The sequence below is a fragment of the Frateuria sp. genome, assembly GCF_035943815.1.
Lineage (GTDB): Bacteria > Pseudomonadota > Gammaproteobacteria > Xanthomonadales > Rhodanobacteraceae > Frateuria_A.
On sequence record NZ_DASZBU010000001.1, the window covers coordinates 93,112 to 115,993 of the forward strand.

The window sequence follows — 22,882 nt, forward strand, 5'->3', positions numbered from 1 at the left end:
TCACCGCGCGCGCCGGCCGCATCCATCGCCGCGCCGAACAGTGCGCGTCCGGCTGCCCCCGCGGCGATTGCGCTGGAAGGCGGCAAAGCGCGTCGCGCTCCGGGTGCGCTTCAGAAGCTTCGCTGCACCGAGTAGTCCGCCAGGGTGTTCAGCGCCTCACGGTGGGACGAGGGCGGTAGTGCCGCGAGCGCTTCGCGTGCGGCGTCCGCGTGCTGCACGGCGCGCGCATGGGTGCGTTCCAGCGCTCCGCTGCCGCGGATGGCGTTGACGATGTCGTCCAGCGCGTCCAACCCGCCATGCTCGATGGCATGTCGCATCGACTGCGCCTGCGCCGGCGTGGCGCGCTCCAGTGCATAGATCAGCGGCAGCGTGGGCTTGCCCTCGGCGAGGTCGTCGCCGATGTTCTTGCCCAGCGTATCGGCGTCGCTGACGTAGTCGAGCAGGTCGTCGGCGATCTGGAAGGCGTAGCCCAGTTCCAGCCCGAAGCGGCGCAGCGCGGCGACCTGGTCGGCCGGCAGGCCGCCGAGCAACCCGCCCAGTTCCGTGGCGGCGGCGAACAGCACCGCGGTCTTGCGCTCGATCACCGCCAGGTAGGCCGTCTCGTCCACGTCCGCATTGCCGATGTTGAGCAGCTGCAGCACCTCGCCCTCGGCGATGGTGTTGGTGGTGTCGGCCAGGATGCGCATCACGCGCATATCGTCCAGCTCCACCATCAGCTGGAACGAGCGCGAGTAGAGAAAGTCGCCCACCAGCACGCTGGCGGCATTGCCCCACAATGCGTTGGCGGTCTTGCGGCCGCGGCGCAGGTCGGACTCGTCCACCACGTCGTCGTGCAGCAGGGTCGAGGTATGGATGAACTCGATCACCGCGGCGAGCTTGATGTGCTGTTCGCCCGCGTAGCCCGCGGCACCGGCGGCCAGCACGTGCAGCATCGGGCGCAGCCGCTTGCCGCCGCCGGCGATGATGTGGTCGGCGATCTGGTTGATCAGCACCACGTCGGAGGCGAGGCGGCTGCGGATCAGCGCGTCCACGCGCTGCATGTCGGCGGCGGCCAGTTCTCGCACGGCGGCGAAGTCGGCGGTTCGGCTGGCGTCGGCGGGCATCGGGAGCATGGGCGTCCGGTTGGCAAGACGGGCGATTATAGGGCCAGGCCCACCGCGTGCGGCGGCGCGACATGGCGCCGCAACTGGGGCCGTAGGGTGCCCCGTATAATGGGCCGATGCCTTCATTCCCCCGGTCGTCCCGGTGAGCAAACTCACCTCCCTCGAGCGCCGCAGCGCATTGACCCTGGCCTGCGTGATCAGCCTGCGCCTGTTCGGGTTGTTCCTGATCATGCCGGTGTTCTCGCTCTATGCGAAGCAGATGCCTGACGCCAGCGACCTGATGATCGGCCTGGCGCTGGGCGTGTACGGGCTGGGCCAGGTGCTGCTGCAGATCCCGCTGGGGCTCCTGTCCGACCGCGTCGGGCGCAAGAGCGCGATCACCCTGGGCCTGCTGATCTTTGCCGCCGGCGGGCTGGTGGCGGCGCTGTCGCACACGCTCGAAGGCATCGTCGTAGGACGCGCGCTGCAGGGCATGGGTGCCGTAGCCGGGGCCGGCACCGCGCTGGCCGCCGATCTCACGCGCGAGGAGCAGCGCGGCAAAGTGATGGGCATCATCGGCGTCTCGATCGGCCTGTCGTTCCTGCTGGCGTTGATCCTGGGCCCGCCGCTGGAGGCGGTCGGGGGGCTGCCCGGGCTGTTCGGCGCCACTTCGGTGCTTGCGCTGGCCTCGCTGGGCCTGCTGTGGCTGATCGTGCCCACCCCTGAGCGGGCGCGGGCGCCCGCGGCGGCGAGCCTGGGCGGCGTGCTGGCGATGCTGCGCGACGGCCGCCTGCTGGTGCTCAACGGCTCGGTGTTCTTCCTGCACTTGCTGCTGACGGCGAGTTTCGTCGGTCTGCCGCTTTTGCTGGCCGAGCGGCTGCACTTGCCGGCGAGCCGGCACTGGGAGCTGTATCTGCCGGTCATGGTGATCGCCGCCCTGGTGATGGGCGCGGCGCTGCACCGGATGAAGGAGATCGGCCAGAGCCTGCGCATCGTGCTGGTCTGTGTGGCGGTGATCGGGCTGTCGCTGCTGGGCCTTGCCGGATCCGGCGCGCACGTGGCCTGGCTCGGCATCTCGGCGGCGGCGTTCTTCTCGGCCTTCAACCTGCTGGAGGCCGCCTTGCCTAGCCTGGTCTCGCGGCTGGCGCCGGCGCATCTGCGCGGCGCGGCGATGGGCGCCTATTCGACCAGCCAGTTCATCGGTGCGTTCGTCGGCGGGGCGATCGGGGGCATCGCGCTGGGCCGGCTGGGAGTGGGCGGCGTGTTCGAGTGCGCGGCGGCCACCACGCTCCTGTGGCTGCCGCTGGTGGCCTTCGGCGCGCGCCGCATCGCCGCCCGTACGGTGGCCGAACCGGCGGCCTAGAGTCAGGGCGATTGCGCCGCGCGGATGGCGCCCCCATATGCGCCGCATCCACTCCGAGCGAGGCCGCCCGTGGCCCACCAGATCGTCGCGCTGATCGCCGAATACGGCCTGCTGCTGGTTTTCCTCAACGTGCTGGTCGAGCAGGCCGGCCTGCCGCTGCCGGCCGTGCCGACACTGGTGGTGGCCGGCGCGCTGGCGGCAGGCGGCCAGCTGCCGCTGGGCGGCGTGCTGCTGGTCGCCCTGGCCGGCTGCCTGTTGAGCGACTTCGCCTGGTACATGGCGGGGCGGCGTTACGGTGCCGGCGTGATGCGCACGCTGTGCCGGATCTCGCTGTCAGCCGACTCCTGCGTCAAGCAGTCGGAGTTGCGCTTCCAGCGCTGGCGCGCCCCGGTGCTGCTGGTGGCCAAGTTCGTGCCGGGACTGTCCACGGTGGCGCCCCCGCTGGTCGGCGCGATGGGCCTGACGCCGCGGCGGTTCCTGCTGTTCGATGCGCTGGGCTCGCTGCTGTGGGCGGGTGCGGCGGTGGCGTTGGGCTACGTCTTCGCCGACGGCGTGGAGCGAGCGCTGGCGGTGTTCGAGGGCACCGGGCCGCTCGCGGTCAAATGGCTGGGCGCGCTGTTGGGCGCCTACATCCTGTTCAAGTGGTGGCAGCGCCGACGGTTGCTGGTGGCGCTGCGGATGAGCCGCATCGAGGTGGACGAGCTGGCCAACGCCCTGCGCTCCTCGCGGCCGCCGCTGGTGTTCGACGTGCGCGCAGCCGGTTCGCGGGCGCTGGACGGGCGCACGATTCCCGGCGCGCTCGCGTTCGAACCGCTCGCCCTGGACGCCTTGTTGGCCGGCGTGCCGCGCGAGCGCGAGCTGGTGTTGTACTGCAACTGCCCCAATGAGGTGTCCGCGGCGAAGGCGGCCAAGCTGCTGATGGAGCAGGGCTACCACCGCGTGCGCCCGCTGCGCGGCGGACTCGACGCCTGGGTGGCGGCAGGCCAGACGGTCGAACAGGCTGCGGTGCCGGGCGGGACGGCGCCGGTGCACTGAGCAAGACCGGGTGCGCGGGTGCGTGCGGCGCAGGCGGGCAAGGCGGCGTGGCGATGGAGGACACGGCGGCGGCGCGTCGGGAGCGGAACGTCCCTTATGATAGGGATCGAGCCGCCGGCCCAGCCGACGGTACCCAAGACGAGGCGGGCGCCCGCGCCGGCCGCCAGCACAGCGAGGAATCCACATGGCACGCGGCATCAACAAGGTCATCATCGTCGGCAACCTGGGCGCCGACCCGGAGGTCCGCTACACCGGCGGCGGCACCCCGGTGTGCAGCCTCAGCGTGGCCACCTCCGAGCAGTGGACCGACAAGCAGTCCGGCGAGCGCCAGGAGCGCACCGAGTGGCACCGCGTGAAGCTGTTCGGCAAGCTCGCCGAGATCGCCGGCGAGTACCTGAAGAAGGGCCGTCAGGTCTACATCGAGGGCTCCCTGCGCACCGATAAGTACACCGACAAGAGCGGTGTCGAGCGCTACAGCACCGACATCATCGCCAACGACATGCAGATGCTCGGCGGCATGGCCGGGGAGGGCGGCGGGGCTAGTGGCGGCTCTGGCGGCGGTTATCGCGAGCGCCCGCAGGGCGGCCAGCGCCAGGGCGGTGGCCAGTCCCGTGGCGGCGGCAACGACTACGGCAACGCCCCGCGCCAGAATGCGCCGGCTCCGGCCGAGAGCGGCGGTTTCGACGATGACGACATTCCGTTCTGAAGGCCACATCTTTCGAGTACGGAAAGAGCCCCTTATTCGGGGCTCTTTTTTTGCCGTCGACCGCCACGGTGCCGCGGGTTCCTGTGCTCCGGGCCAGCAAGCGCGAGGCCGCCTCCGGGAATGTCGCAGCTTGGGAAACGCTCTGGTGCAGAACCAGGTCTTCCCGTGCCCCCGACCGGCCCCCACGTTAGAGGCCTGCAGCCGTACGAGCACGATCGTCCCGGCGTCAGCTGGCATGTTCTTCCGGCGCACCGGCGATCGGCTTCACGGTGGGTCCCTTGCAGCCGTACTGCAATCGCTACGGCTGCACTTCGTAGAACCCACGCCGCCGTCCGGTGACCGCACCGCTCCGGGCCCGGCAGAAAGGAGAGCCCGCATGATCACGCTTCGTCCCGCCGCCGAGCGCGGCCACGCCAACCACGGCTGGCTGGACTCCTGGCACAGCTTTTCGTTCGCGAACTATTTCGATCCCGCCCACGTGCACTGGGGCCCGCTGCGGGTGATCAACGAGGACCGCGTGCAGGCGGGCCAGGGTTTCGGCACGCACGGCCATCGCGACATGGAGATCATCAGCTACGTGCTGGAGGGCTCGCTCGGCCACAAGGATTCGATGGGGACCGCGGCCAGCATCGTGCCCGGCGAGGTGCAGCGGATGAGCGCGGGCACCGGCGTCACCCACTCGGAGTTCAATTACGACAAGGAGGGCGTCACCCATTTCCTGCAGATCTGGATCGTCCCCTCACGAGGCGGCCTGGCGCCGTCGTACGAGCAGAAGACCTATCCGGATGAGGAGAAGCGTGGCCGGCTGCGCCTGCTGGTGAGCCCGGATGGCCGCGACGGCTCGATCACCATCCATCAGGATGCAAGCATGTACGCCGGGCTGTTCGACGGCGACGAGGCGGCGAACATGGATCTGGCGCCCGGCCGGCTGGGCTACGTGCACCTCGTGCGGGGCCGGGCGACGGTGAATGGTCGCGCGTTGAAGGCGGGCGACGCCTTGCTCTATCGCGACGAGCCGCGGGTCACCATCGCGCAGGGTAGCCAGGCCGAAGTGCTGGTGTTCGACTTGCCGGAGATGCCCGACTGATCCTGTTGCTGCGTCGGGACGGCATGGACCCGCGCCACCCCGCGGGACAGCGTTGATTTTCTCGCGGGCGCCTGTTCGCCGATTGCGATTTGGAACGCATGCTCGCCCCGCATGAAGAGCAGGATGGCTCGCCAGCGGATGGCCGCGGCGAAGCGGGGGGCGCGGGACTTCCGTCCTCCCGGAATCAACCAGCCAGCGGCTCCAACATCGCAGCCACTTCCTCGTGGGTGCGGGCCCGCAGCAGTTGGTGGGCTTGGCGGCGCAGGTTCGCGTGATCGAGGGTGGCCAGGCGATCGCGCACGTGCAGGATCTGGCTGGGGTGCATGCTGTATTCGCATAGGCCCAGCGCCAGCAGCAGGGCGGTGAAGCCGACGTCGCCGCCGATCTCGCCGCACAGGCTCACCGGCTTGTTCGCGCGGCGGCCGGCGGCTATGACGTAGGCGATCAGGCGCAGCAGCGCCGGCTGCAGCGGGTTGTAGATGTTCTCCAGGCCATCGTTGCCGCGGTCGGCGGCGAGCACGTACTGGGCCAGGTCGTTGGTGCCGATGGCGAGGAAGTCCGCGTGCTCCAGCAGCGCGCGCACGTTGAGCGCGGCGGCCGGTACTTCGATCATGGCGCCGAGCTGCAGCTTTTCCGGCAAATCCACGTTCTCGCGCTTGAGATCCTGCCGCGCCAGCTTGAACAGCGTGCGCACGGCGATCAGCTCGTCCGGCTGGGTGACCATCGGCACCAGCACGCGCACCGGGCCGTAGCAGGCGGCGCGCAGGATGGCGCGGATCTGCGTGGTGAACACCGCCGGGTAGCGCAGCGACAGGCGCACGCCGCGCACGCCCAGCGCCGGGTTGTCCTCGCCACGCAAGGCCAGGCCCGCTGCATCGGCCTTGTCCGCGCCCAGGTCCAGCGTGCGGATGGTCACCGGCAGGCCGCCCATGCCCAGCACCAGATCGCGGTAGGCGTTGAACTGCTCGTCCTCCGAGGGCAGGCCCTTGTGCTTGAGGAACAGGAACTCGGTGCGGTACAGGCCAACGCCGTCGGCGCCGCGGGCGCGCGCCGTGGCGATGTCGGCCGGCGTCTCGGCATTGGCGAAGAGCCTGACCGGCACGCCATCGCGGGTGAGCGTCGGCGCGTTGGCCAGCTTGGCCAGGCGCCGGCCCTCGGCGGCCGCCTCGCGCTGCCAGGCGCGGTAGCGGGCCAGGTCCTGCGCGGTGGGATGGACAATGGTCTCGCCACGCTCCGCGTCGAGCAGGATCAGGTCGTCGTCGTGGATGGTTGCCAGCGCGTCGCGGGTGCCGACCAGCATCGGCAGGTCCAGGCTGCGCGCCAGGATCGCGCTGTGCGAGTAGGCGCTGCCCGAGCTTGCCACCACACCCAGCAAGCCGTTGCCGACCAGGTGCGCCATGTCCGCCGGGGCGATGGTGTCGGCGACCAGGATCTCGCCCACGCGCGCGGCGAGCTTGCGTTCCTCGCGGCTGGTCTGGCGCTGCAGCGCGGAGATCACCCGGTTGATGACCTGGTCGACGTCCTCGCGGCGGCTGCGCAGATAGGGATCGTCCATGGCCTCGAATACCTTGGCCAGGCGGTCGCGCTGCTTCTTCAGCGCCACGCCGGCGCGGTAATGGCCCACGCGCACCAGGTCGTCCAGCCCGCGCAGCAGCTCCTTGTCATCCAGCAGCAGGCTGTGCGCGTCGATGAATTCGTTGACCTCGCGCGCCAGCGCGCCGTGCAGCTTGCCGCGCAGATCGTGCAGCTCCTGCCGCGCGGTGTCGAGTGCGCGGTGCAGGCGGTCGAGCTCCTCTTCGATCTCGTCCTCGCCCAACGGACGGGTGTCGACCAGGTAGCGGCTCGGCTGCACCAGCCGTGCACGGCCAAGGGCCATGCCACGGGAGGCGGGCGTGCCGGAGAGGAGTTGCCTCATGGGGCGGCTCCGGGACGGGAAGCCGGGAAACGGGGGGCGAGGGCCACGCGAGCGGCCATGCCGATGTTCGTGCCGGCCGAGCCGGGCGCGCTTGCGCGGGCCTGCAGGCTCGCCGTATCCCTTTCCCGCCTACCCGCGCTCACCTCATGCCCCCTCGTCGAACTTGCGCTCGAACAGCGCCACGACGGCAGCGATGGCATCGGCTTCGTCCGGGCCCTCGGCGCGCACGGTGAGCGGCGTGCCGATGCCGGCCGAAAGCATCATCACGCCCATGATGCTCTGGGCGTTGACCTCGCGGCCCTTGCTGACGAGCCATACGGTGGATTTGAAGCCCTGCACCAGCTGCACCAGCTTGGCCGAGGCGCGCGCGTGCAGGCCTAGCTTGTTCGAGACGACGAGATCCTGTTCAAGCATGGTCGATGAAGATTCCCCCGCGGCCGCCGTGGGCGGCGATCTGTGCCAATTCGTCCAGCGGCTTTTCGGCGTAGTTGAGCACGCGTAGCAGCATGGGAAGGTTGAGCCCGGACACACATCGCAGGTGCACGCCGAGCGAGGCCAGCGACAGGCCGATGTTGCAGGGGGTGGCGCCGTACAGGTCGGCCAGCACCAGCACGCCTTCGCCCTGGTCCAGCGCGCGCGCGTGGTGCGCGGTGAGCGTGCGCATCACGTCCGGGTCGGCCTGCGCCGGCACCTCCACCGCTTCGACCTTGAGCGGCAGCTTGGGCATCACGTGATGGGCGGCCGAGATCAGCGCCTTGCCGACCGCCTCGTGGGTCATCAGTAGCACGCCGACGCTCATGGGCCGGCCCAGCCCGGTAAATTACGTGGACTCATCATTCGAGCTCGCGGTGGAACGTCAGTACGCCTTCGCGCCTGGCGCGATAGTGCGCGGCCAGGCGTTCGACCAGGTAGACCGAGCGGTGCCGGCCTCCAGTGCAGCCGATCGAGATGGTCACGTAGCTGCGATCGTCCTGCTCGAAGCGCGGCAGCCAGGCGTCGAGCCAGCGCGCGGTGTCGGTGAAATATTCGCCCACCAGCGGATCGGCCTCGAGGAACTCGCGCACCGGCGCGTCCTTGCCCGAGAGCGGGCGCAGCTTGGGCTGCCAGTGCGGGTTGGGCAGGCAGCGCGCGTCGAAGACGAAGTCCGAATCCAGTGGCAGGCCGCGGCGGAAGGCGAAGGACTGGAACATCAGCGTCAAACCCTCGGTCGCCGCGGCGTATCCGGTGGCGATCAGCCGGCGCAGCTGGTGGACGTTGAGATCGCTCGAATCGATCACCTTCTCGGCGATGGCGATCAGCGGGCGCAGCAGGCGGCGCTCTTCGGCGATCGCGTCGGCCAGCGAGACGCCGCGCAGGGCCAGCGGATGGCGACGGCGGGTTTCCGAGTAGCGCTTGATCAGCACCTCGTCGCGGCAATCCAGGAACACCAGGTGCACGTGCACGCCCGCGCCGGCCAGCTCGGAGAGCACCAGCGGCATGTGCTCGAAATCCTCGCCGCGGTTGCGCACGTCCACGCCCACCGCGATACGCCGGGCGCGGCGGCCGCCGTCTTCCCGGCGCACCGACTGCACCAGCTGCGGCAGCAGCCCGCTGGGCAGGTTGTCCACGCAGTAGAACTCAAGGTCCTCCAGCGCACGCAGCGCGACCGTCTTGCCGCCGCCGGACATGCCGGTGAGCACGACCAGGTGGACGGCGTTGGGATCGTTGAGGGTATTGGGCAGGGTGTGGTCGCTGGGGTTCACGGCTCTCACCATGGCGGAAGCCGGCGCATCTGATGCGCCTGGCGGTCGATGAAGGTCTGGGCCGGGTCGATGCCCTTGCTCTTGAGCATATGGTGGCGCACCGCCGCTTCCACCAGTACCGCCAGGTTGCGGCCGGGCGCCACCGGGATGGTGATCATCGGCACCGGCACCTCCAGGATCTCGCGGTGGCTGGTGTCGCCCGTGAGGCGCGTCATCGCGTCGATGTCCTCGCCCTCGCGCAGCGGCTTCAAGTGCACCACCAGGCGCAGGTACTTCGAATGCTTGACCGCGGTGTGGCCGAACATCTCGCGCACATTGAGCACGCCCAGTCCGCGCACTTCCAGCAGGTCCTGCAACAGCTCAGGGCAGGTGCCGTCGATCACGTCCGGCGCGATTAGGGTGAATTCGGTCGCGTCGTCGGCGACCAGCCGATGCCCGCGGCTGATCAGTTCGAGCGCCAGCTCGCTCTTGCCCGAACCGGATTCGCCGGTGATCAGCACGCCGATGGAGAACACCTCCAGGAACACGCCATGCAGCGTGATCCGCGGCGCCAGCATGCGCGCCAGGTGGTACTGCATCCAGGTCAGCAGTTCGTGGCCGCGCTTGGCGCTGATCCACAACGGCGTGTGGGTTTCCTCGGCGACCTCGCGCAGGTCCGCGGGGATGGGCTGGTCCTTGGTCACGATCAGCGCCACCGGCTGGTAGGCGGCGATCTTGTGCATGGCCTCCCAGCGCTGGCGCGAGTCGAGGCCGTCGAGCCAGTTGAGCTCCTCGGTGCCGATGATCTGCACCTTGTTGGGGTAGATCACGTTCAGGTAGCCGATCAGCGACGGGCGGCGGGTGGCGGTGGCGCCGGGTTCGAGCACGCGTCCCTCGCCACGCATGCCCGACACCCAGCGCAGGCCCATGCGTTCGTGGACGCCGTCGAAGAGCTGCCGTGCGGTGAGCCGTTCCAAGCTGGTTTCCTGCCGATAGGCGACAGCGGGCATTGTGCCAGTTGGGGCAGGAGATTGCGGCCTCCTCCCTGCGGTGCGGCCGGGGAAGGGCTGGCGCGGCGGGGTGGGAGCAAAAAAAGACCCGCCGTGGGGCGGGTCTTGTTCGCGCATGCAGGACGCTCAGCCGAACTGTCGTGCGTCGCGGGCCTGTTGCGGGTGCTTGTCGGTCATCTTGTCACGGTGTCGGCGCAGTTGGGCCGCGAGCTTGTCGAACACCACGTCGATGGACGCGTACATGTCCGCCTCGCAGGCGGCCGCATGCAGGGCCGCGCCGGTGGTACTGAGGGTGGCTTCGGCGCAGTGCTGCAGCTTGTCCACCGACAGCACCATGGTCAGGCCAAGGCACTTTTCGTCGAGGCGGGTCAGGCGATCGAGTCGCGATGTGGCGTGCGCACGCAAGGCGGGGGTGACTTCGATCTGCTGGCCGGTGAGTTGGAACTGCATGGTTCGCCTCCTCTGGTACAGGCCGCCACTGGGGCGGCGGGTTCGCATGCCGAGAGGTGCTCGGCGTGCCGGTCTTTCATCCGTATGGGAGCGGTCGGCCCGGTTCCAAGGGCCCGTTCATTTTGCGCGCTGGCGCTCACTGGAACTGGGGATGCGCAGGGCCTCGCGATACTTGGCGACCGTGCGGCGCGCGACCTGGATGCCCTTGCGGTTGAGTTCCTCGGCCAGCGCCTGGTCGGACAGCGGCTTGCGTGTGTCCTCCGCGTCGATGAGCTTCTTGATCATGGCCTGGATGGCGGTGGCGGAGGCGCCGCCGCCGTCCTCCGTGGATACGCCGCTGGAGAAGAAATACTTCAGCTCGAAGGTGCCGCGCGGCGTGTGGATGTACTTGCGCGTGGTGACGCGCGAGATAGTCGATTCGTGCATGGCGACTTCCTCGGCCACCTCGCGCAGCACCAGCGGATGCATGGCTTCGGGGCCGTAGTCGAGGAAGGCGCTCTGCCGGCGCACGATGGCGTCGGCCACCTTGAGCAAGGTTTCGGCGCGCGATTCGAGGCTCTTGATCAGCCAGCGCGCCTCCTGCAGCTGGCCGCGCATCCAGCTGGCGTCCTCCCCGCGTGCCTGCGCGATCAGGCTGCAGTAATGCTGGTTGAGGCCCAGCCGCGGCTGGCAGTCAGGATTGAGGCTGACCTTCCACCGGTTGCCTTCCTTGTACGCGTAGACGTCCGGCGCGACGTACTCGACCGGGGTGGCATCCAGTGCCGCGCCCGGGCGCGGGTCGAGGCTGCGGATCAGCAGCGCAGCAGCGGCCACGTCGTCCTCGCTGGCGCGCAGCTTGCGCGCGAGCTTGGGCACGTCGTTGCGCGCGAGCAGCTCCAGTTCGCCCGCGACGATCCGCATGGCCAGGTCGCGATGCGGTGTGGCGGCGTCGAACTGTTCCAGCTGCACGCGCAGGCAGTCGCGCAGATCGAGGCTGGCTATGCCGGTGGGGTCGAAACGCTGCAGCTGGCGGCGCACCGCCTCCACTTCGTCGGCGCTGGCGTCGAGGTCGGCCGGCAGCGCAGCAAGCACCCCTTCGAGGCCCTCGGCAAGGTAGCCGTCGGCGTTGAGCGCATCGATGATGATCGTGCCGATAAGCCGCTGGCGCGAGGTGAACGACGACAGGTTGAGCTGCCACAGCAGGTGCTCCTGCAGGGTCTCCGGAGCGGCGTTCTGCGGTTCGAAATCCTCCTCGCCGCGGCTGCCCGAGCCGCTGGCGCTGCCCAGCGAGAAGTCGATCGGCGTTTCCGCGGGCGCGTCGGTCTCGGCCCAGTCCGCCACCTCGTCGGCGTTGTGGTCGACGGTGGGGGTTTCGACCGCCGCGGGGCTGAAGCTTTCTTCTTCGGTCTCGCCCGGCGCTGCCTCTTCCTCGAACTCCAGCAGCGGATTGCCCTCGGCGATCTGCCGCAGTTCCGCTTCCAGCTCCAGCTGCGAGAGCTGCAACAGACGGATGGCCTGCTGCAACTGCGGCGTCAGGGTCAGCTGTTGGTTGAGGCGGAACTGGAGCCCGGGTTTCATGCCAGCCGTTGGGGGAAGGGTACGGCCTCATCCTACCCCGGCGGCTGTGACGCGACCATAGCGATGACAGGCTCCTGCGACCTAAAGGCCGCAGCCTGCGTCACAGCTTGAACTCACGCCCCAGGTACACCTCGCGCACCTTCTCGTCGGCCAGGATGTGCGCCGGGGTGCCGCGCGAGAGCACCTCGCCGTCGTTCAGGATGTAGGCGCGGTCGCAGATGCCCAGCGTCTCGCGCACGTTGTGGTCGGTGATCAGCACGCCGATGCCGCGTTCCTTGAGGTGCCGCACGATGCGCTGGATCTCGCCCACCGAGATCGGATCGACGCCCGCGAAGGGTTCGTCCAGCAACATGTAGCGCGGCTGCGCGGCCAGCGCGCGGGCGATTTCCACGCGGCGGCGCTCGCCGCCGGAGAGGCTGATGCCCTTCTGGTCGGCGATGTGGGCGATCTTCAGCTCGTCCATCAAACCCTCGAGCTGTTCGCTGCGCTGGCGGGCGGTGAGGCCCTCGCGCAACTCGAGCACCGCCATGATGTTGTCCGCCACGCTAAGGCGGCGGAACACCGAGGCCTCCTGCGGCAGGTAGCCGATACCCATGCGCGCACGCGCGTGCATGGGCAGGCCGGTGATGTCCTGACGGTCCAGACGGATGCTGCCGCCGTCGGCTTCCACCAGCCCCACCACCATGTAGAAGCAGGTGGTCTTGCCGGCGCCGTTGGGGCCGAGCAGGCCCACCACCTCGCCCTGGCGGATGGAGAAGCCGAAATCGCGCACGACCTGGCGCGACCGGTAGCGCTTCTGCAGGCCTTCGGCAGCGAGCATCAGGGCTTCCCGCCGCTGGCGGCAGGCGCAGGCTTGGCGGTGGCCGGGGCGCTCTTCGGCTGGAAGATCAGGTGCACGGTGCCATCGCCGCCGCTGTCGCCGGTCATCTGGCTGGTCCGGGTGTCGTAGGTGAGCCGGTCGCCATGGGCCTCGCCGCGGCCTTGCTGGGTGACCGAGGCGTTGCCCTGGAGTACGGCCAGGCCCTTGCTGGACTGGTAGTCGATGCTGGAGGCCTCGCCGTGCATCAGGTTGCCGTTGTCGTCCAGCTGCTGGATGTGCGCCGGGCTGCCGGTGAGCACCACGCGGTCGATCTGGGTATCGGCGTCAAAGTAGACCTTGGCCTGTGCGCCGGTGGCCTTGAGCGTGCCCTGGGTGATGACCACGTTGCCCTTGAGCGTGCTCACGCTGTTGGGCTTCTGGAAGCCGTCGAAGTGCGATGCCTTCACGTCCATCGGCTGGCTGCGGTCGGTCTGTTTCGCGTGCGCCGACGCGACCACCAGCCATCCCAGCGCAAGCAAGGCCAGGCTAGCGCGCGCGCGGCGGGTAGATGCCGTGGAAGTCATTGAGCAGCTCCAGGTGTTTGTCGTTGAGGTCGGCGCGCATGCCGATGCCGTGGATTCTAGTGCCGCCTTGCACCAGCTGTGCCGGCTCGGCGGTTTCCAGCCGGTTCTGCTTGGGCCAGGCGGTGACTTCGGAGGTGTCCATGGTGGTTTGCGGCGTATCGTCGAAGGCCGCCCGCTCCAGGTGCACCGGCCCCTGCAGCTTCAGTTCGGTGCCGTCGTGGTTGACCCAGCCGTACAGCGAATGCCCGTGCCAGTCGGGCACGCCGGGCTGGTTGGAGGGCAGCTCGAACACCGGGGCGTTGATGTACAGCGAATCGTCGCCTTCGCGCCGTTCCAGGTGTGGCGCGGCGATGCGGAAGCTGGGCAGGCCGTCGATGCCGTACTGGTTGAGCTTGAAGTCGGTCAGCGTGTAGCCCGAGCGCGGCGGTCCGACGAACTCGTTGGCCTTCGGTGCCGGGCCTATCCACCACAGCAGCAGCTGGGCGGCGCCGGCCAGCAGTGCGATCGCGACGATGGCCGCCGCCAGGCGGCGGTCGCGTAGCCAATCCTTCACTGCCAGCGCTCCTTCTCGTTGCCGGCCTTGCCCTGGGCCAACAGGACCAGGTCACAGAATTCGCGCGCGCCACCCTGGCCGCCCGGGCGGCTGGTGATCCAGTGCGCCTGTTCGGCCACCCAGGGATGGGCGTTGGCCACCGCCACGGCCAGGCCGGCTACCCGCATGGCTGGCAGGTCGGGCAGGTCGTCGCCGACGAAGGCGGCCTGCTCGGGCGCGAGCTTGAGCGCATCGAGCAGCTCCAGCAGGCAGGCGCGCTTGTCGCCCTGGCCCTGGTAGACGTGGGTGATGCCCAATTCCTCGGCGCGCAGCGCCACCGGGTGGCTGATGCGCGCGCTGATGATCGCCACCTGCACGCCATGCACCTGCAGGCGCTTCAGGCCCAGGCCGTCCTGCACGAAGAACACCTTGGTCTCGCGCCCGTCCTCGCCGTAATACAGGCGCCCGTCGGTGAGCGTCCCGTCGACGTCGAACACCGCCAGGCGGATGCCAGAGGCGCGGGCGATGAGGTCGGCGGGAAGATGGGCGAGGTAGGAAGAAGTGGGCACGGTTCGGAACTGTCGTGGAAGAACGTCAAAAGCGACATTGCCTGATTTGTCTGGTTTATCGAGACAAATCAGACGACGCGGGCGCGCAGCAGATCGTGGATGTTCAGGGCGCCGACCACGCGCTGCTCCTGGTCGACCACCAGCAGCGCATGGATCTGGTGTTTTTCCATCAGCTGCGCCGCCTCGATCGCCAGCTTGTCGGAGGTGATCGTCTTGGGGCCGCGTGTCATCAGCGCCTCGACCGTGGCGCCGCGCAGGTTCACGCCCTCGTCGTCCAGCGCGCGACGCAGGTCGCCGTCGGTGAACACGCCCAGCAGGCGGCGGTCGGCGTCGACCACGGCGGTCATCCCCAGGTGCTTGCGGGTCATCTCCATCAGCGCCTCTGTCAGGCTGGCGCCTGGCGTGACCGCCGGGATGCCCTCGCCGGTGTGCATGATGTCGCTGATGTGCAGCAGCAGGCGCCGGCCCAGGCTGCCGGCCGGATGCGAACGGGCGAAATCCTCGGCGGTGAATCCGCGGGCCTCCAGCAGCGCGATGGCCAGCGCATCGCCCATCACCAGCGCCGCGGTGGTGCTGGCGGTGGGCGCCAGGCCCAGCGGGCAGGCTTCGCTTGAGATGCTGGCGTCCAGGTGCACGTCCGCCTGATGCGCGAGCGAGGACCTGGCGTTGCCGGTGATCGCGATCAGCGGGATGCCCTGGCGCTTGATCACCGGCAGGATGAACAACAGTTCGTCGGTCTCGCCGGAATTGGACAGCGCGAGCACCACGTCGTCGGGCTGGATCATCCCCAGATCGCCATGGCTCGCCTCGCCCGGGTGCACGAAAAACGAGGGCGTACCGGTGGAAGCCAGCGTGGCGGCGATCTTGCGCCCGACGTGGCCGGACTTGCCCATGCCGGAGACCACCAGCCGCCCGCGGCAGGCCAGGATCAACCGGCAGGCCTGGACGAAGCCGCCGTCGATGCGCGGCTCCAGCGCACGGATCGCCGCCGCCTCGGTGGCGATCACCGTACGCGCGCTGCGGGCGATGGCGTCCGGGTCCAGGTTGGCGACGGGAGCGGCGATGCGAGCGTTCATGCGGTCTCTTCTGGGCGACGGAAGCCGTCGGCATTTCTGCGCCAGGGGAATTCCATTACCATGGCACATTCGCATTTTAACGTCATATGGCCACGCGTTGGATTCAGTAGGCGTTTTGAATCCCGCTCCACGCGCCACCGATGGACCCTCCCGATGGACCCTGCCAGCATCCAGGCATTGATCGAAAACGGCTTGCCCGGCGCACGCGCGCAGGTCAGCGGCGAAGACGGCGTGCACTTCGAGGCTACCGTCGTGGCCAGCCAGTTCGGAGGCAAGCTGCCGCTGGCGCGCCACCGCATGGTGTACGCCACGCTGGGAGAGTTGATGGGCGGGGCCATCCATGCGCTGGCGCTGAAGACGCTGACGCCCGAAGAAGCCGGGAATCGGAAATCGTGAATCGTTAGAAGCGGTTCCGTCGACGCCCGTACCTAAGGTCTTCCCATTTTCCGATTTCCGATTCCCAGATCAATGGCCAAAATCCTCATCAGCGGCGGCGAGCCCCTCCACGGCGAAGTCGCCATTTCCGGCGCCAAGAACGCCGTGCTCCCGATCCTGGCCGCCTGCCTGCTGGCCGACGGCCCGGTGACCATCAGCAACGTGCCGCACCTGCACGACGTCACCACCTTCATCGAGCTGCTCGGCCGCATGGGCGTGAACCTTGTGCTGGACGACCGCATGAAGATGCACGTCGACCCGCGCACCATCGAAAGCTACGTGGCGCCGTACGACCTGGTGCGCACCATGCGCGCCTCGATCCTGGTGCTGGGGCCGCTGGTGGCGCGCTTCGGCGCCGCGGAGGTCTCGCTGCCCGGTGGCTGCGCGATCGGCTCGCGCCCGGTCGATCAGCACATCCGCGGCCTGCAGGCGCTGGGCGCCGAGGTGACCGTGGAGAACGGCTACATCCGCGCCAGGGCCAAGCGCCTGAAGGGCGCGCGCATCGCCATGGACATGGTCACCGTCACCGGCACCGAGAACATCCTGATGGCGGCGACGCTCGCCGAGGGCACCACGGTGATCGAGAACGCCGCGCAGGAGCCGGAAGTGGTGGACCTGGCGCACTGCCTGGTGGCCATGGGCGCGCGTATCGAGGGCATCGGCACGGCCACGTTGACGGTGCACGGCGTGGAGCGCCTGGAGGGCGCCGAGTACGAGGTACTGCCCGACCGCATCGAGACCGGCACCTTCCTGGTCGGCGCAGCGATGACCGGCGGCAAGGTGCGCGCCCGCGGTGCCCGCGCCGACACGCTTGACGCGGTGCTCGCCAAGCTGGAGGAGGCCGGCGCGCACATCGCCTGCGGACCGGACTGGATCGAGCTGGACATGGGCGGCCGCCGGCCCAGGGCGGTCAACATAATCACCGCGCCGTACCCGGCGTTCCCCACCGACATGCAGGCACAGTTCACCGCGCTCAACTGCGTGGCCGAGGGCGTGGGCGTGATCACCGAGACGGTGTTTGAGAACCGCTTCATGCACGCGCAGGAATTGCAGCGGCTGGGCGCCGACATCCGCCTTGAAGGCAACACCGCGATCATCCAGGGCGTGGAGCGCATGAGCGGCGCGCCGATCATGGCCACCGACCTGCGCGCCTCGGCCTGCCTGGTGCTCGCCGGCTTGGTCGCCCACGGCGACACAGTGGTCGACCGCGTGTACCACATCGACCGCGGCTACGAGAACATCGAGGAGAAGCTCGGCGTGCTCGGCGCCAAGATCCGCCGCCTGCCGAGCTGAACTCCGCCCGCTCCGTCCTGTGCAACTTATGGACGGACCGGCTACTGGAAGCTCACCAGCTCCATCGTCAGGTCGCCGCCGTCTTTCTGCGACAGCTTCACCGGCAGCGGATAGCGGTCCGGCACGTACCAGGCGCTGAATCCGCGGTCGGCGTCGGTGCGGTCCACCCGCACTGCGTCGTAGCTGCCGGCCGGCACCCCGACCTTTTCCGTGCCGGTCACCTCGAACTGCTGGTGCTCGATCTCCTGGCGCACCGCCACCGGCAGTTCGATCCGATGCTGGCCATTGCGCAGCGCCAGGCCGATCGCCAGCGCCGTGGTGTTGCGCTCGACCATGCCAGGCACCGCGGCGTAGGTCTGCACGCCCTTGCCTTCGTCCACCGTCACCTGGTGGCTGGCCCAGTCTACCGCCAGGTGGCGCTGCTTGGTCTTGATCGAGGCCTCCATGCGGTAGTCATAGCTGATCGCTTCGGGGACGTCCCCGTCCCAGCGGAAGCGCGAGGTTTCCGCGAGATTTGCGCCAAGCATGGCGGCCAGGCCCGAAGTGCCCTGCATGTGCTTGCTGTATTCCCACTGGCCATTGCCGGCCGGCTTGAGGATCACGGTCGCGCGGCCCAGCGGCGCACCGTCCTTCGACACGGCGTAGGTGGCGGTGAAGGCGTGCGGCTGGGCGGCCAGTGCGAGGTTGCTGGCTAAGGCCAGGCCGAATGCGAGGATGCCGCGCAGAGAGAGTCGATGAGCCATGCGGCCGAGTGTGCCGGCCGCTGGCTGAACTCGAGGTTCAGGCGGGCAGCAGCCCTTGCGGGCCCAGCCGCAACGGCGCGGTCAGCGGCTGGCCATCGAACGTGGGTGCGCCGTCGCGCCAGCCCAGCCGGCCTTGAGCGATCAACCCGACGGTCGCCGGCAGCAACCGATGCTCCAGCGGGAGCAGGCGCTGGGCCAGGCGGTGTTCGTCCTCGCCCGGCTCGACCGGCAGCCTGGCCTGGGCCACCACCGGGCCGCCATCGAGCTCGGCAGTTACGAAGTGCACGCTGGCGCCGTGTTCCAGGTCGCCCGCTTCCAGCGCGCGGCGATGCGTGTGCAGGCCGCGGTACTTGGGCAGCAGCGAGGGGTGGATGTTGAGCATGCGTCCGGTCCAGGGCGCGATCGCCTCGCCGTCCAGGATGCGCATGAAGCCTGCCAGCACGACCAGCTCGGCACCGCTGGCAGCCAGCTGGTCGAACAGGTCCAGGTCGAAGGCGCGGCGGTCCGGATAGGCCTTCGGGTCCAGCACCAGCGTGGGTATGCCCGCGGCCTCGGCCAGTTTCAGGGCGCCGGCCTGGGCCTTGTCACTGGCCACCAGCACGAACTCGGCCGCCAGTTCCCCGCGCGCTCGCGCGGCCAGCAGCGCGGCGAGGTTGCTGCCGCGTCCGGAGGCGAGGACGGCGATGCGGAGAGGGTGGGGCATGGCGACCGATCTTGCTGCGAAAGCTTGGGAGGGCGTCATCCCGCGAAAGCGGGAATCATCGTGGCCTCTTGCGGGACGGCGGGGATGGATTCCCGCTTTCGCGGACACGACGCCCGGCAAGAGAAGCTGGCGTCAACCGATATGGACGCGTTCGTCGCCGTGCGCCTTCACCACCTCGCCGATCACGCGGCTGGCCAGGCCGTGCTTGGCCAACAGCGCGGCGGCGCCATCGACCGCCCCGCCCGGCAGGATCACGGTGAAGCCCACGCCGCAGTTGAAGGTGCGCCACATCTCCTCGCGCGCCACCTTGCCCTCGCGCATCAGCCAGTCGAACACCGGCGGCAGCACGATGGCGTCGGCGTCGATGGTCAGGCCCAGGCCCTCGGGCACGACGCGGATGATGTTTTCCTTCAGGCCGCCGCCGGTGATGTGCGCCATGCCGTGTACAGGCCGGCTCTCGAGCAATTCCAGCATCGGTTTGACGTAGATGGTGGTCGGCGCCATCAGCGCGTCGGCGAGCTTCACGCCGCCGAGGTCGAGGTCGAGCGGGCGGCCGGCCCGTTCGAGGATCTTGCGCACCAGCGAATAGCCGTTCGAGTGAGGACCGGACGAGGCCACGCCCAGCACCACGTCGCCGGCAACGATGGCGTCGCCCGAGAGCAGCTTCGATTTCTCCACCGCGCCGACGGTGAAGCCGGCCAGGTCGTATTCGCCCGGCGGATACATGTCGGGCATCTCGGCGGTCTCTCCGCCGATCAGCGCGCAACCGGCGAGCTCGCAGCCCTTCGCGATGCCACCCACCACGGCGACGGTGGTTTCCACATCGAGCTTGCCGGTGGCGAAGTAGTCCAGGAAGAACAAGGGCTCGGCGCCCTGCACCAGCACGTCGTTGACGCACATGCCGACCAGGTCGATGCCGATGGTGTCGTGGCGGCCCAACTGCTGGGCGAGCTTGAGCTTGGTGCCCACGCCGTCGGTGCCGGACACCAGCACCGGTTCCTTGTAACGCCCGGCCAGGTCGAACAGGCCGCCGAAGCCGCCCAGCCCGCCCATCACCTCAGGCCGGAAGGTGCGCTTGACCAGCGGCTTGATGCGTTCGACCACGGCATTGCCCGCGTCGATGTCGACGCCGGCGGCGCGATAGGTGAGGGCGTCGGACATGGCGGCCACCGGCAGCTAAGAGAAACGCTGGATTCTAGCAGGACGGTGCCCGCGGCCGCGTGCGATGGACGCTGCCGGCCGGATTGGGCAGACTCCCCGTGATTCCCGTACATCCCAAGGATGAGGCTTTGCCATGCGCCTGCCACGCCTCTTGCTCGCGATCCTGCTGCTGGGCCTCGCCGCCATCCCGTTGCACGCCCAGACGACCGCGCCGGCCTCGCCTTATGCGGTGGTGGTTCCGGTCACCGATACCAGCGAGGCCCAGCGCGACCAGGCGTTCGGCACGGCGCTGGGCCAGGTGCTCGAGCGCGTCGCCGGCGGCCAGGATCTGCGCGATAAGCCCGGCTACGATGAAGCCCTGAAGGGTGCGCCCGGGCTGGTGCAGCAGTTCCAGTACCAGCGCGCCGGCACCGGCATCGTGCTGCAGGTGAATTTCGATGCCGGCGCGGTGCGCCGGCTGGTCACCCAGCTGGGCGTGCCGGCTGCCGGCGTGAAGCCGCCGGTATTGGCCCTGGTGCGCGCCAGCGACGGCAGCCTGCTGGGCAAGGAGGCGCTCGGCGCATTGGCGCAGGCCGCCGCGGCGCACGGCTACACGCTGGCCTATCCGGACCCGGCCAGCCCGCCGGATGCCTCGGCGCTGGCCGGCGCCGATCCGGCCGCGCTGGCGCAGGTCGCCCAGCGCTACCGTACCGGCCTGATCCTGGTCGGCAAGCTCAAGGGCGGCAGCGCCAGCTGGACGCTGGTGTCCGGCGGCAAGCCGCAGCCCTGGAGCGACCAGGCGGTCAGCGAAGACGCGCTGCTCGCCGACGCCGGCAACACGCTGGCCGACCGCCTGGGCAAGCAGCTCAACGTGATCGGCGCCAGCATCAGCAACGGCAAGATCTGGGTCGGCAAGGTCGATTCGGCGCAGGCGTACGCCAGCCTGCTCGCCCTGCTGCGTGCCGACCCGACGGTGCGCGAGGTGAGCACGCTCGGCGCGGACAACGAGGGCTTCCTGTTCGCGGTCAAGTCGAGCGTGCCGACGGCCGCGCTGGCCAGCAGCCTGGCGGCCGGCGGCCGGGTACTCCAGGGTGCGCCGCATGCGGGGGCCGACGCCAGCCTGCAGTGGCTGCACTGAGCGTCTTCACGGCGGAGCGGGCCGTCCGGCCGACGATGACAGATCTCCTACTTTCCGAGGCCTGCGTGTGACCCACGACCTCTCCCGCCGCTGGCAACTGCTCGCGATCGTGCTGGTGATCGGCTTCCTGGTCTGGCTGCTGGCGCCGGTGCTGATGCCTTTCGCCATCGCCGGCATGCTGGCCTACCTCGGCGACCCGCTGGCCGACCGGCTGGAGCGCCGGGGCATGAACCGCACGCTGGCGGTCAGCATCGTGTTCTTCGTGCTGGTGCTGCTGCTGATCGGCGCGCTGCTGCTCCTGGTGCCGTTGATCTACCACCAGGTGGAGAACCTGATACGCAACTTGCCGCACTACGTGGACTGGGCGCAGAACGTCGCGCTGCCCTGGCTGCAGCACAAGCTCAACCTCGATCCGGATGCCTTCGACACCGGCCGCCTGATGGCCGCGATCCGCGCGCACATCGGCTCGATCGGCGCGGTGGCGACCTCGGTGCTGGGCACGGTCTCGCGGTCCAGCCTGGGCGCGGTGATGTGGCTGACCAACCTGGTGCTGATTCCGGTGGTGAGCTTCTACCTGCTGCGCGACTGGGATCACCTGATCGCCTACATCGACCGCGTGCTGCCACGCTCGGTGCAACCGACGGTGGTCCATCTGGCGCGCGAGTCCGACGCGGTGCTGGGCGCCTTCGTGCGCGGCCAGCTGCTGGTGATGCTGGGGCTGGGCATCTACTACGGCGGCAGCCTGACCCTGGTCGGTCTGTCGGTGGGCCCGCTGATCGGCATGGTCGCCGGACTGCTGAGCTTCGTGCCCTACCTGGGCTTCATGGTCGGTTTCGGCGCGGCGATCATCGCTGCGCTGGTGCAATACGGCGACTGGACGCATCCGCTGGTCGTGTGCGGCGTGTTCGTGGTCGGCCAACTGCTGGAGGGGTACGTGCTGGTGCCCAAGCTGGTGGGCGACAAGATTGGCCTGCACCCGGTGGCGGTGATCTTCGCCGTGCTCGCCGGCGGCTACCTGTTCGGCTTCCTGGGCGTGCTGCTGGCGTTGCCGGCGGCCTCGGTGATCATGGTGCTGTTGCGCTACCTGCTGGAACGTTACCGGCTGAGCGACTTGTACACCGAGGCCGGGCCGGACGACCCGGTGATCGCCGAGGTCAATGTCACCCTGGACACTCCGGCCGGCGAGGGCAAGGGGCAGGCGAGCACGAGCGTCGCCGCGCCCCCCCATCCGGACGGCGGCGCGTCGCCATGATCCCCCAGCTGCCGCTCGCACTGCGCTGGCCGCGCAGGCAGCGCTTCGAACACTTCCACGCCGGCGCCAATGCCGCCGCGCTGGCCGCGGTGCGCATGCTGGTCGAGGCGCCGGGCGCGCCATGGGTCTATCTGCACGGCCCCTCCGGCAGCGGCCGCAGCCACCTGCTGCTGGCCGCCTGCCAGGCGGCCAGCGCGGCCGGCCGGCGCGTGCAGTACCTGCCGCTGACCGGCATGCACGAGCACATCGGCGCGCTGCGCGGCGTGGGCAGCAGCGAGTTGTTGGCGATCGACGACCTGGGCATGCTGGCCGGAGAGCGCGCCGCCGAGCACGCCTTGTTCGACCTCTACAACCAGGTGCGCGCCGAAGGCGGCGCCATGTTGTTCGCCGCCGATGCGCCCCCGGCGCAGCTGGGGATCGGCCTGCCCGACCTGCGTTCGCGCCTGGGCGCGTGCACGCAATTCGCGCTCAGGCCGTTGGACGATGCCGAGCGACGGGCGGTGCTCAGGGAACAGGCTGCCGCGCGCGGCATCGGTCTGGACGACGCCGTGCTGGACTGGCTGTTCGCCCGCTACGCACGCGACCTGGCCGCCCTGCTGAACCTGCTGGACAAGCTGGACCAGGCCTCGCTGGCGGCCAAGCGGCGCATCACGGTGCCGTTCCTGCGCGAGTTCCTGCGCGAGATGGGTTGA

25 protein-coding genes are annotated in these 22,882 nt (G+C 69.4%); 9 read left to right on the forward strand and 16 right to left on the reverse strand.

The window, feature by feature from the left end:
* Nucleotides 1-110 precede the first annotated feature (110 nt).
* The gene (locus tag VGU65_RS00395) at nt 111-1,112 is read right to left on the reverse strand and encodes a polyprenyl synthetase family protein (RefSeq protein ID WP_327472173.1); all 1,002 of its coding nucleotides are present in this window, start codon (nt 1,110-1,112) and stop codon (nt 111-113) included.
* 133 nt (nt 1,113-1,245) lie between these two features.
* Between VGU65_RS00395 and VGU65_RS00400 the strand changes: the two genes are divergently transcribed.
* The 4 genes from VGU65_RS00400 (at nt 1,246) to VGU65_RS00415 (ending at nt 5,273) form a co-directional block, all read left to right on the forward strand.
* Complete coding sequence (locus tag VGU65_RS00400; RefSeq protein WP_327472174.1) at nt 1,246-2,445, forward strand: MFS transporter; 1,200 nt, start codon at nt 1,246-1,248, stop codon at nt 2,443-2,445.
* A gap of 69 nt (nt 2,446-2,514) precedes the next feature.
* Entirely contained in the window at nt 2,515-3,480 is a 966-nt protein-coding gene (locus VGU65_RS00405) for a DedA family protein/thiosulfate sulfurtransferase GlpE (RefSeq protein ID WP_327472175.1), read from the forward strand.
* Nucleotides 3,481-3,664: 184 nt separating this feature from the next.
* On the forward strand, nt 3,665-4,186 hold the full coding sequence (locus VGU65_RS00410) for a single-stranded DNA-binding protein (protein ID WP_327472176.1): 522 nt from the start codon (nt 3,665-3,667) through the stop codon (nt 4,184-4,186).
* Nucleotides 4,187-4,562: 376 nt separating this feature from the next.
* Entirely contained in the window at nt 4,563-5,273 is a 711-nt protein-coding gene (locus VGU65_RS00415; RefSeq protein WP_327472177.1) for a pirin family protein, read from the forward strand.
* Nucleotides 5,274-5,457: 184 nt separating this feature from the next.
* Here VGU65_RS00415 and ptsP read toward each other — a convergent pair whose 3' ends face one another.
* The 12 genes from ptsP to VGU65_RS00475 form a co-directional block, all read right to left on the reverse strand.
* Nucleotides 5,458-7,188 (reverse strand): phosphoenolpyruvate--protein phosphotransferase, encoded by a 1,731-nt coding sequence (ptsP, locus tag VGU65_RS00420; protein WP_327472178.1) that lies wholly within the window; start codon nt 7,186-7,188, stop codon nt 5,458-5,460.
* Between the two features lie 144 nt (nt 7,189-7,332).
* Nucleotides 7,333-7,602 (reverse strand): HPr family phosphocarrier protein, encoded by a 270-nt coding sequence (locus tag VGU65_RS00425; RefSeq protein ID WP_327472179.1) that lies wholly within the window; start codon nt 7,600-7,602, stop codon nt 7,333-7,335.
* Complete coding sequence (locus VGU65_RS00430; RefSeq protein WP_327472180.1) at nt 7,595-7,987, reverse strand: PTS sugar transporter subunit IIA; 393 nt, start codon at nt 7,985-7,987, stop codon at nt 7,595-7,597. The genes VGU65_RS00425 and VGU65_RS00430 overlap by 8 nt, the downstream gene beginning before the upstream one ends.
* Nucleotides 7,988-8,021: 34 nt before the next feature.
* Nucleotides 8,022-8,942 carry an RNase adapter RapZ gene (gene rapZ, locus VGU65_RS00435; RefSeq protein ID WP_414655772.1) on the reverse strand — a complete coding sequence of 307 codons (921 nt, stop codon included), beginning with the start codon at nt 8,940-8,942 and terminating at the stop codon, nt 8,022-8,024.
* A complete protein-coding gene (hprK, locus tag VGU65_RS00440) occupies nt 8,936-9,838 on the reverse strand; it encodes an HPr(Ser) kinase/phosphatase (RefSeq protein WP_414655773.1) in 903 nt (300 codons plus the stop codon). The genes rapZ and hprK overlap by 7 nt, the downstream gene beginning before the upstream one ends.
* Before the next feature lie 207 nt (nt 9,839-10,045).
* A complete protein-coding gene (hpf, locus tag VGU65_RS00445; protein ID WP_327472183.1) occupies nt 10,046-10,369 on the reverse strand; it encodes a ribosome hibernation-promoting factor, HPF/YfiA family in 324 nt (107 codons plus the stop codon).
* Nucleotides 10,370-10,486: 117 nt separating this feature from the next.
* The gene (locus tag VGU65_RS00450) at nt 10,487-11,926 is read right to left on the reverse strand and encodes an RNA polymerase factor sigma-54 (protein WP_327472184.1); all 1,440 of its coding nucleotides are present in this window, start codon (nt 11,924-11,926) and stop codon (nt 10,487-10,489) included.
* Nucleotides 11,927-12,026: 100 nt separating this feature from the next.
* On the reverse strand, nt 12,027-12,746 hold the full coding sequence (gene lptB / locus VGU65_RS00455; RefSeq protein WP_327472185.1) for an LPS export ABC transporter ATP-binding protein: 720 nt from the start codon (nt 12,744-12,746) through the stop codon (nt 12,027-12,029).
* Nucleotides 12,746-13,309, reverse strand: coding sequence for a lipopolysaccharide transport periplasmic protein LptA (lptA, locus tag VGU65_RS00460; protein ID WP_327472186.1), 564 nt, complete (start codon nt 13,307-13,309; stop codon nt 12,746-12,748). The genes lptB and lptA overlap by 1 nt, the downstream gene beginning before the upstream one ends.
* On the reverse strand, nt 13,272-13,862 hold the full coding sequence (lptC, locus tag VGU65_RS00465) for an LPS export ABC transporter periplasmic protein LptC (RefSeq protein ID WP_327472187.1): 591 nt from the start codon (nt 13,860-13,862) through the stop codon (nt 13,272-13,274). The genes lptA and lptC overlap by 38 nt, the downstream gene beginning before the upstream one ends.
* Nucleotides 13,859-14,410, reverse strand: a complete 552-nt coding sequence (locus VGU65_RS00470) for a KdsC family phosphatase (RefSeq protein WP_327472188.1) — start codon at nt 14,408-14,410, stop codon at nt 13,859-13,861. Before VGU65_RS00470 ends, lptC begins: the two co-directional genes overlap by 4 nt.
* A 68-nt stretch (nt 14,411-14,478) precedes the next feature.
* Nucleotides 14,479-15,486, reverse strand: coding sequence for a KpsF/GutQ family sugar-phosphate isomerase (locus tag VGU65_RS00475; protein ID WP_327472189.1), 1,008 nt, complete (start codon nt 15,484-15,486; stop codon nt 14,479-14,481).
* A gap of 153 nt (nt 15,487-15,639) precedes the next feature.
* Here VGU65_RS00475 and VGU65_RS00480 point away from each other — a divergent pair, with 153 nt between their 5' ends.
* A complete protein-coding gene (locus tag VGU65_RS00480; RefSeq protein ID WP_327472190.1) occupies nt 15,640-15,882 on the forward strand; it encodes a BolA family protein in 243 nt (80 codons plus the stop codon).
* A 72-nt stretch (nt 15,883-15,954) separates the two neighbouring features.
* Entirely contained in the window at nt 15,955-17,214 is a 1,260-nt protein-coding gene (gene murA / locus VGU65_RS00485) for a UDP-N-acetylglucosamine 1-carboxyvinyltransferase (protein WP_327472191.1), read from the forward strand.
* A 41-nt stretch (nt 17,215-17,255) separates the two neighbouring features.
* On the opposite strand, the gene VGU65_RS00490 is transcribed toward murA, so the two are convergent.
* From VGU65_RS00490 to purM, 3 genes are all read right to left on the reverse strand, one after another.
* Nucleotides 17,256-17,957, reverse strand: coding sequence for a DUF3108 domain-containing protein (locus tag VGU65_RS00490; RefSeq protein WP_327472192.1), 702 nt, complete (start codon nt 17,955-17,957; stop codon nt 17,256-17,258).
* A 37-nt stretch (nt 17,958-17,994) separates the two neighbouring features.
* Nucleotides 17,995-18,660: a phosphoribosylglycinamide formyltransferase gene (gene purN, locus VGU65_RS00495; protein ID WP_327472193.1), complete on the reverse strand. Its 666-nt coding sequence runs from the start codon at nt 18,658-18,660 to the stop codon at nt 17,995-17,997.
* A gap of 132 nt (nt 18,661-18,792) precedes the next feature.
* Entirely contained in the window at nt 18,793-19,821 is a 1,029-nt protein-coding gene (gene purM / locus VGU65_RS00500; protein ID WP_327472194.1) for a phosphoribosylformylglycinamidine cyclo-ligase, read from the reverse strand.
* 133 nt (nt 19,822-19,954) lie between these two features.
* Between purM and VGU65_RS00505 the strand changes: the two genes are divergently transcribed.
* From VGU65_RS00505 to hda, 3 genes are all read left to right on the forward strand, one after another.
* Nucleotides 19,955-20,938: a DUF8605 domain-containing protein gene (locus tag VGU65_RS00505; protein ID WP_327472195.1), complete on the forward strand. Its 984-nt coding sequence runs from the start codon at nt 19,955-19,957 to the stop codon at nt 20,936-20,938.
* A 67-nt stretch (nt 20,939-21,005) separates the two neighbouring features.
* On the forward strand, nt 21,006-22,190 hold the full coding sequence (locus VGU65_RS00510) for an AI-2E family transporter (protein ID WP_327472196.1): 1,185 nt from the start codon (nt 21,006-21,008) through the stop codon (nt 22,188-22,190).
* Nucleotides 22,187-22,882 (forward strand): DnaA regulatory inactivator Hda, encoded by a 696-nt coding sequence (gene hda, locus VGU65_RS00515; RefSeq protein WP_327472197.1) that lies wholly within the window; start codon nt 22,187-22,189, stop codon nt 22,880-22,882. The genes VGU65_RS00510 and hda overlap by 4 nt, the downstream gene beginning before the upstream one ends.